Below are 8,554 nucleotides of genomic sequence, written 5' to 3' on the forward strand. Positions count from 1 at the left end.
ACACGACACAATGCAACTGGATGTGCCCCTTACGCCCGCCAACGCGCCGCAACATCGATTGGAAAGCAAATAAGGAGTTTGTTCCAAACATGCTATGATTTACCTTCTTATACCTAATACTAATCTCGCAACATTCATTTAGTCAAGAGATCAATTCGGGATCAGGGCGCTGCTGATTTTCAGAAGGGCTTCTTCGAGGGTGATCTCTTCGTCCACCATCTCGTCCAGAATCTGCTCATAGAACCCTTCGTCAAAATTCGGCCCCTCCACCGCCCAGCATCTCTCCCGGGCAAACGGATAGGTCGGTAGCGAGAGGCGGCGCGGTCTCTCCGTGCCATACAAAGAACCGTACTCCACACGCAGGCCCTTGACCCAGAGGTCGGCCAGCTTGGCAAGCTGGCCGCTCTCCCACCATTTCGTCACGAGCTCCTGCAGATCTTGATCCGCCGCGAACGACAGCGAGCTGTCCGTCGCGCCTTTGACCTGACCGCGGAAGACCGCGCCAAGCGCCGGACGGCCTTGCAGATAGGCGGACAGCTTCTGCTGCAGGTCCTGTGCGGAGGTTGCCACCACGGCGAGCCGCTCTTCCATCACTTCGCGCCCCACCTGCAAGGTATAGGCCGCATCAGCGAGCGTGTCATCCGTCACGACCTGTCTGTCGATCGCCGCCTGCAGGCGCAGCACCTGCTCGTGCAGACGCTGCTCGTCTTTGGCGGACAGCACGAGCAGAGCCGGACGGTTCTGCGCGATACGGGCAGCCGCTCGCGGTGCTACCTCCGGCACATGCTCCTCGATCACAAGATGCGCATTGGAACCTCCCGCTCCGAACGAGGAGATGCCAGCGATGCGCGGAACCTCGCGAAGCTCGCCGTCCACCTCCAGCAGCGGGCGCTTCCACTCCGCCAGTTCCCGCTGCACGACGAACGGCGTCCGACCAAAGTCGATGTTCGGGTTCAGCACGTCTGCGTGCAGAGACGGCACCAGTTGGCGATGCTTCATCTGCAGCAGCACTTTGGTCAGGCCCGCGATGCCAGCCGCACTCTCGCAGTGGCCGATGTTCGATTTGACTGATCCGATCGCGCAGAATTGCGTGTCTGCCGTGTCTTCTTGGAAGACTCTCATCAATCCGGCGATCTCGATCGGGTCGCCGAGCGCCGTTCCCGTGCCGTGCGCTTCCAAGTAAGAGAGGGAGCGCGGGTGAATGCCGGCCTTTTTGAACGCGCGTCCGATCACGCGAGCTTGCAGATTCGGATTCGGGACGGAGTAGCCGTTGGTCTTGCCGCCGTGATTGACCGCCGTCCCCTTGATCACGCCGTAGATCTGGTCGCCGTCCTCCAACGCCTTGGCGAGCGGTTTGAGCAGCACAGCGCCGACGCCTTCACCCGGCACGTACCCGTCGCCCCCTTCACCAAAGCTCTCACAGCGCCCTTTGCTCGACGCGAACTTGCCTTGGCCGAGCATCAGGTACTTGTTCGGATGCAAGGACAGGTTGACCCCGCCGGCCACGGCCAGCTCGCAGTCGCCTTGCTCCAGACTCTGGCAGGCCAGATGAATCGCCGTGAGCGACGAGGAACACATCGTATCGACCGCAAGGCTCGGGCCGTGCAAGTTGAAGAAATAGGACACGCGGTTGGCGATCGACGACGGGTTGCCCGACAAGGCCATCGGACGGCCCCGCAGCGTCTCCTCCGCTCCGTAGAGCTGATACTCCGAGTACATCACCCCGACGTAGACCCCGACATTGCGCTCCTCGCCCGATTCCCCGCCTGACACGAGCGTGTCGCGGGTGTAGCCCGCATCTTCCATCGCCTCATACACGGACTGCAGGAACAGGCGCTCTTGCGGGTCCATGATCTCAGCTTCCCGAGGTGCGATGTTGAAGAACAGCGGGTCGAACTTGTCGACATCGCGCACGAACCCGCCCCACTTGCTGTACGTCTTGCCACGCTTGCTGCGATCCGGGTCATAATACGGGCTGTGATCCCAGCGCTCCTTTGGAATCTCGGTGATCGAGTCCCGACCCTCGCGCAAGTTGTTCCAGAATGCCTCCAGATCATCCGCCTGCGGGTAGCGCCCTGACAGGCCGATGATCGCGATGTCGAGCGCGCCGCTCTGTTTGGTCGGCTCCTTGACCGCCGCGCGAACCGGCGCGACGACCTTCCGCACAGGCGCTGCCACCGAAACCGATGCAGGCTCTGCCGGTCGCTCCTCGACCCCGAGCAGGTCGATCAGATGGGCACGGTGATTTTTCAAAAAGTACCCGGTCAGATCGCGAATGTTCTGGTACTCGAAGAACAGCGTCTTCGGCAACGCACCGAACGTTTTTTCCAATTGACGGGTCAGCTGCATCACCATGATCGAGTCGATGCCGTACACTTCCAGCGGCGCAGACGCTTCGATGCTCTCAGCCGGAACTCCCAGGACGGAGGACAGCTGCTTTTTGAAAAAATCGGCCGCTGCGCTCGCCAGAACCGCCTCTTCCTTGGCAGTCGGGATCGGAGCTGCGGGAACCTGCTTGTCGGTTTCGCCTGTCAGCAGGTCGATCACCTGCTGGATCGTCGGCAGTTCCGAGAAGGTGCTCGGCGTCAGATCCAGGCCGAACTCCTCGTTGAGACGATCGGCCAGCTCATTCATCAGAAACGCATCGATCCCGTAGTCCAGCCACTCGGCCTCGGCATCCAGTTCATCAGGTCTGACCTGCAGCAAGTCCGAGGCGATCTGGAGCACTCTCGCTTGCACATGGTCAGCCACGCTGTGAACCGGGCGGGCAGCAGGGGCAGGGAACAGCGGGTGCAGCTTCTCCGTGATCCGGGCGAGGTCGCCTTGCACCACCATCACCTGATCGCACCCGATGGCCAAGCCCTGATAGAGAGCCCGAATCCCGTTCCGGCTCTCCAGCGGGATCATCCCCGTATGCTCTCTCATCCATTGCTCCGTCTCTGCATCCACCTGCATTCCGCCGTCTTGCCAGAGCGGCCAGTCGATCGCAAGCGTGCGGCCTTGGCGTTGCCCGCGAGCGACCAGACGATTGCGCTCGGCAGCATAAGCATCCAAGAATCCGTTGGCCGCCGCATAATCGGCCTGCCCCGGATTGCCGAGGCAGCCGGCCACAGCGGAGAACAGCACGAAGAAGTCCAGCGGCAGCCCGATGCTCGAACGGTCGAGGTGGACCAATCCGCTCACTTTGGGAGCCAGCACCTCCTGCATCTCCTGCCCGGTCTTGCGGATGATGAAGTTGTCGCGGATCACGCCCGCTCCGTGCAGGATGCCTTGGAGGGTGCCATAGCGCGCCCGGATCTCCTCAAACAGTCCGGCAACCGCCTCTTCCCGCGTCACATCGACCTGTTGGTACTCGATGTGTGCGCCGAGGTCCTTCAACTCCTGCAGAGCCGCTTGCTGCTGCAGGCCCAAGGGGGAGCGGCCGGTGAGGATCAGTCGCGGAGCCTTGACTTGGCTTGCGATCTCTTTGGCAAAAATCAGGCCGAGTCCTCCCGCACCGCCGGTCAGAAGGTAGACGCCGCCATCGCGCCACGGGATGTGGAACGCCTGCTGCGAGACTTCCGCCACATCCCAAGAAGCGACCCAGCGCTGCCCGTATCGGTAGCGGATGCGGTCATCTTGCAGGGAATGGCGATTTTCCAAAAGCTTGTGTTCCAATCCTGCCGTGTCCTCGATCTCGATCAGCTGCGCGATCAGGTTCGGGTTCTCGCGGCGGGCGGTGCGAAGCAGTCCGGCAAGGCCGCTGAAGACCTGACCTTCTCCGTCGGCAGGCACCACGACTTGCACCAGCGCCTTGCCCTGTGGCTTGCTGCGCAGAAGGGTCTGAATCTCTTCGAACACGCGCACCGCATACGCTTGGTAGCGCTCGGCGATGTCCTGACGATCCGACTGCAGCGCCACGACCTGTCCACCGAGCACGAGAGGTGCCGTCAGCTCGCAGAGCAGCACCAGATGCTGCGACAGGGCAGGAAGGGCCGTCTTCTGCGCGATGCCCTGCTGCTTCCAGCTCGGCTGCAGCAAGTGCGCTCCCTGCGTGCGCCCCCCTGCTCCCTCTTCCAGCACGCGCGAGGTGTAGCCTTTCAAGCGCACGCGCAACTGACCATTTTCGTCACACGCGTCCACGTCGAACTTTTGCACCTTGTCTTCCGCTGTGCTGCCTTCGCTGCGGCGTACCACGGCCCACATCGAGGGCGTGCACGGGCCGTAGATCTCGACTTCCTCCAACGCGAAGGGCACAAGCGGCTTGAATGACGCAGTGCCGAGCATCAGGCCGATCGCGGCCTGCAGCGCCGCGTCCATGAGGCTCGGGTGCAGAACGTAGCGGCTCTCTGTGTCAGCCACGCAATCGGGCAGCGACAACTTCGCCAGCACCTGCCCCGTTCCGATCGACAGGCTCTCGATCACTTGGTGTGCCGGCCCGTAGTCCAGCCCGGCTTGGCGGAAGAGCTCGTACAGCTCGGAAGCGCTGATTCGGTTCTGCGAGCAGGCCGTCTGCAGAGTGGCGAGATCGACGGCAGGAGCATCTGCCTTACCCAAGCGTCTCGCCCGGCCTTGGCTGTGTACGACAGCCCCCCGCCCGTCTCTGACTTCAAAGGAAATCGCCTCGGCCTCTTCCGCCCGCAGCCCGACCTGAACCTCAACCGGCCCGTTCCCTGCGAGGATCGGGCTTGCGAAGCCTACATGCTGCAAGCGCCATGCGCTGCCTTCTTCGCTCGCTCCTGCCGCCAGCTCAAGAGCTGCGCGGACCATTTCGAGATGGGCCACGCCCGGCAGAATCCGCTGTCCGTTGATCACATGATCGGCAAGGAAGAACTCTTTTCCTGTAAAAACAGACGCATAGCGCTGCTCTTCCAGCACCGAAATGTTTTCGTGCAGCAACGGATGCAGCGTGCGGGAGTTTGTGCCGCCCGCCTTCGCGACAGACTGCGCCGAACCCTCCGGCTTCCAATACCGCTCCTTGGCAAACGGATATGTCGGCAGCGGGATGCGCGCATAGGGCAGCCCTTCAAACAGGCGTCCGTACTCCAGCGCATAGCCTTGTGCATACAGATCGGCCACGGCCGCGAGCTGTTCGAGCAGGGCTGCCCCTTGGGCAGCATGGCGACAGTTTTCGATGCACTGGTTGCCGTAGTGTTTGAGCGACGGCTGTTCCCGAAGTTCGTTCTCAAGCAATTCGCCGTGATGTACACCGGCGACTTTTCCCGTCTCCAGCCATTTTTGCAGCGACTTGACCAGTTCCGGCACATCGCGCACCACGCAGGCCAAGCGGTGAGGCAGATGCCTGCGCCCGATGAGCAAGGTGTAGCTGATGTTGCCGCAGTCCGCATTCGGTTCCTGCTCGCAGAAGGCGATCAGATTCTGCACCTGCTTGCGAAGCTGTTCGGCGGTGCGAGCGGACAGCACGATCAGATGCCCAGCTCTGTCAATCGGCGTCCGAACGGTCTGCGGCGCTTCCTCGATCACCATATGCGCGTTGGTGCCGCTGAACCCGAAGGCGCTGATCGCCGCGCGGCGCTTGCTCCCCGGCTCGATGCTCCAGTCCCGCAGCTTGGTGTTCACATAGAACGGGCTGCCTTGATGCTCGATGTTTGCATTCCACGCATCAAAATGAAGCGAGGGCGGCAGTTGCTTGTGTTCCAGCGCGAGCAGGATTTTGAGCACCCCGGCGACCCCGGCCGCCGCAGCTGCGTGTCCGATGTTCGTTTTGATCGAACCGATCGCGCAGTATTCCTTGCGATCCGTGTAGGCGCGGAAGGCGCGGGTCAAGGCGTCGAACTCGATTGGATCGCCGAGCTTCGTTCCGGTGCCGTGCGCTTCGACCAGTTGAATCTGCTCCGGGTTGATCCCATGCGTCTCATAGACTTCGCGCTCCAGACGCTCTTGCGAATTGGCGCTGGGAGCGGTGATTCCGTTCGTCGTGCCGTCCTGGTTGAGCGTTGAGCCTCGAATCACGCCATAGATATGATCTCGGTCGGCGAGCGCGTCTTTCAGTCGTTTGAGGACGACGACCCCCACACCTTCTCCCGGCACGAATCCGTTCGCCTGGTCATCGAACGTGTGACAGCGCCCCGTCGCCGAGAGCATGCTCGCACGCTCTGCCGTCAAGTAGAAACGAGGCGTGCTCTGGATGAAAACGCCGCCGGCCAGCGCCATGTCCGTCTCCCCCGACCGCAACCCTTGGCAAGCCAAGTGGATGGAGACGAGCGAACTCGAACAAGCCGTGTCGACCGCGACCGCCGGGCCTTGAAGGTCTAGGAAATACGAGATGCGCGCCGGAATCACAGAGGCGGCGTTGCCCCACATCGCTTGTGCCGGTGCCTGTTCAACCATCGACTGCTGGTAGTCGCATCCGTTGATCCCGACATACACCCCGCAGGAGGCTCCTTTGACCGCGTCGCCGGCATAACCGGCCACTTCGAGCGCTTTCCAAGACTCTTCGAGGAAAATGCGCTGCTGTGGGTCCATGTACGTCGCTTCAACGCCCGAGATGTGGAAGAACAGCGGATCGAAGCGGTCGATGTCATTGAGGAAGCCGCCTTCGTTGCAAAAGCGTGCTCCCTCCGCATGATAAGAGCGAAGATCCCATCGCGTCACCGGGCCAACGAGATCGTCTCCGTTCGCCAGGTGCTCCCACAGCTCGCCCAAGTCCCCCGACTTCGGAAAACGCCCGCTCATGCCGACGATCGCAATCGCATCAAGATCTCCGCCTTGTTCGGAGATCTTTTTCCCCGCATCGTCTCGACCATCAACTCGACCGCCTTCTCGACCGCCTTCTCGAGCACTTTCTCGAGCGCCTTGCTGAACGTCAGCTTGAGCTCTTGCCGTTTGCACCAATGTTGCTGCCGATGCAATTGTATTTGCAATTGCAGGGTCATTTGCGATTGCAGTCGCTGAGGTCGTCGCCGATGTTTGAGGCTTGGCGGGAGCGAACGCTGTGGCAAGCGCTTCTTTGTATTGCCGGAGCATGTAGGAAGCGAGTTGGTTGACCGAGCTGTAATCGAACAGGTTCGTCGTCTTCAACCCGACCGGCAGCTTGTCGTTCAGCGCCTGCACCAGATGAACACCCGTGATCGAATCCAGACCGTAATCGGCAAACGACTTGTCGGAATCAATCCGATCCCGAACCACTTTTAACGAAGAGACGAGCTGGTCCTTGATCGCCTCCTTCACCCGCTCCTCGATCAGCGCTTCCGTCACCTCGGAGGCCGTCACCTCGGATGCCGGAGCCTCGCCCGCTTCTCTCGACACAACGGGGGTCTCCGTTTTCGGCGACTTCGCTGCGGTGGAGGCCACCGTCGGCCCTTGCCCCTGTTTCTGTCGCACCACCCCGTCGCTTTCCGCCACGATGATCTGCTGGCCGAGATCGTGCGCCTTTTGCGCCGGATGATCGACCGCGCGGAATCCTTCCGCTTTCAGCACCGAGGACCAGGCCTGCGGAGACAAGCCCGGGCAACCCGGCATGCGCAGCTCCGCATCCTCATACCGCCACCATCCATCGAGCAGGCCAAAGGTCAGGTGCGTGAACACCGAATTACGGCTCATCTCGTTGAGCAGCAACAGGCCGTTTTTTGCTAAAACAGCCTTGGCATTGCGCAAGGTCTGGCGAATGTTCTTGGTGGCATGTAGGCAGTTGGTCGCCAACACGAGGTCATACGCCCCCGCGTCCAGTCCCTGCCCGGCGATCGGCTCCTCCACATTGAACACTCGATAGGTCAGATACGGAGCCTTCGGAGCATACTCCCGTTCGGCATGGAGCAAAAACGCCTTGGAGATGTCCGTGTAGCAATATTCTTCGACGTGCTGCTGATAAGGTTGTAGCTTGTCAAACACCATCGCGCTCGTCCCGCCGGTTCCGGCTCCGATCTCCAAGATGCGGATGCGCGCCGCCGGTTCGTTTTTCAAACGCTCCTGCAGGTAGAGGACCACCGTGTCGGCCAGCACTTCGTTGAAGCCGTCGGAGATCGCGTTGTTTTTATACACGCCTTCCACGAGCTTCATCGAGGCATCAGGGAACAGGATGTCCGTCGCCGCCCGCTTGCCCGTCAGAATGTCCGGCAGTGCGCGCATCGTCGTCTCGACCAGCACGACCTGCGCCTTGAGTTCCGCTTTTTCCAGCCAGCGAGACTTTCTCGCCTCCCACTCCTGCCAGAGCGTTTCCGACGATGCGTCGAAGCTGAGATGCGCATAACGGGTCAAGAGGGCGAGGCTTTCTTCGTACCACTTGTTATATAAGTCGGCCAACCCGCGAGCCGGGTTCTTGGCCGGATGCAGTCCCAGTTCGCGCAGGTGCGCCCCGAGCAGACGACAGAGGAGTTCATCCAGTTCCTCGCGATCACGGCTGCCTTCCGCCCAGACGCGAAGGAGGGTGGCGTCATCAGACACGAACTCCTTGCGGATCTGTTTCACAATGGAGGGATGCTTCTGCGGATAGACGGTGATGATGTCTCCTGCTCTTGTCCCTAGATACCGGTTCATGATCTTGCCCCCTCAAGTCAGGTGATTTGCTTTCCTATCTTTTGCATAAAAAAAAGCGCCCCCCTTCCCGGACAGGAAG

General features: G+C 61.2%; 1 protein-coding gene. It reads right to left on the reverse strand.

Translation table 11 applies throughout. The annotated features are described in order from the left end of the window. Nucleotides 1-150: 150 nt before the first annotated feature. Nucleotides 151-8,475 carry an SDR family NAD(P)-dependent oxidoreductase gene (locus NI000_RS26535; protein WP_253414378.1) on the reverse strand — a complete coding sequence of 2,775 codons (8,325 nt, stop codon included), beginning with the start codon at nt 8,473-8,475 and terminating at the stop codon, nt 151-153. Between the last annotated feature and the right edge of the window lie 79 nt (nt 8,476-8,554).

The sequence above is a fragment of the Paenibacillus tyrphae genome (genome assembly GCF_024158745.1).
GTDB lineage: Bacteria > Bacillota > Bacilli > Paenibacillales > NBRC-103111 > Paenibacillus_G > Paenibacillus_G tyrfis_A.

What these genes read in the sequence shown, in the direction of transcription:
- NI000_RS26535 (WP_253414378.1), bottom strand. Translation starts at nt 8,475, where the DNA reads ATGAACCGGTATCTAGGGACAAGAGCAGGAGACATCATCACCGTCTAT.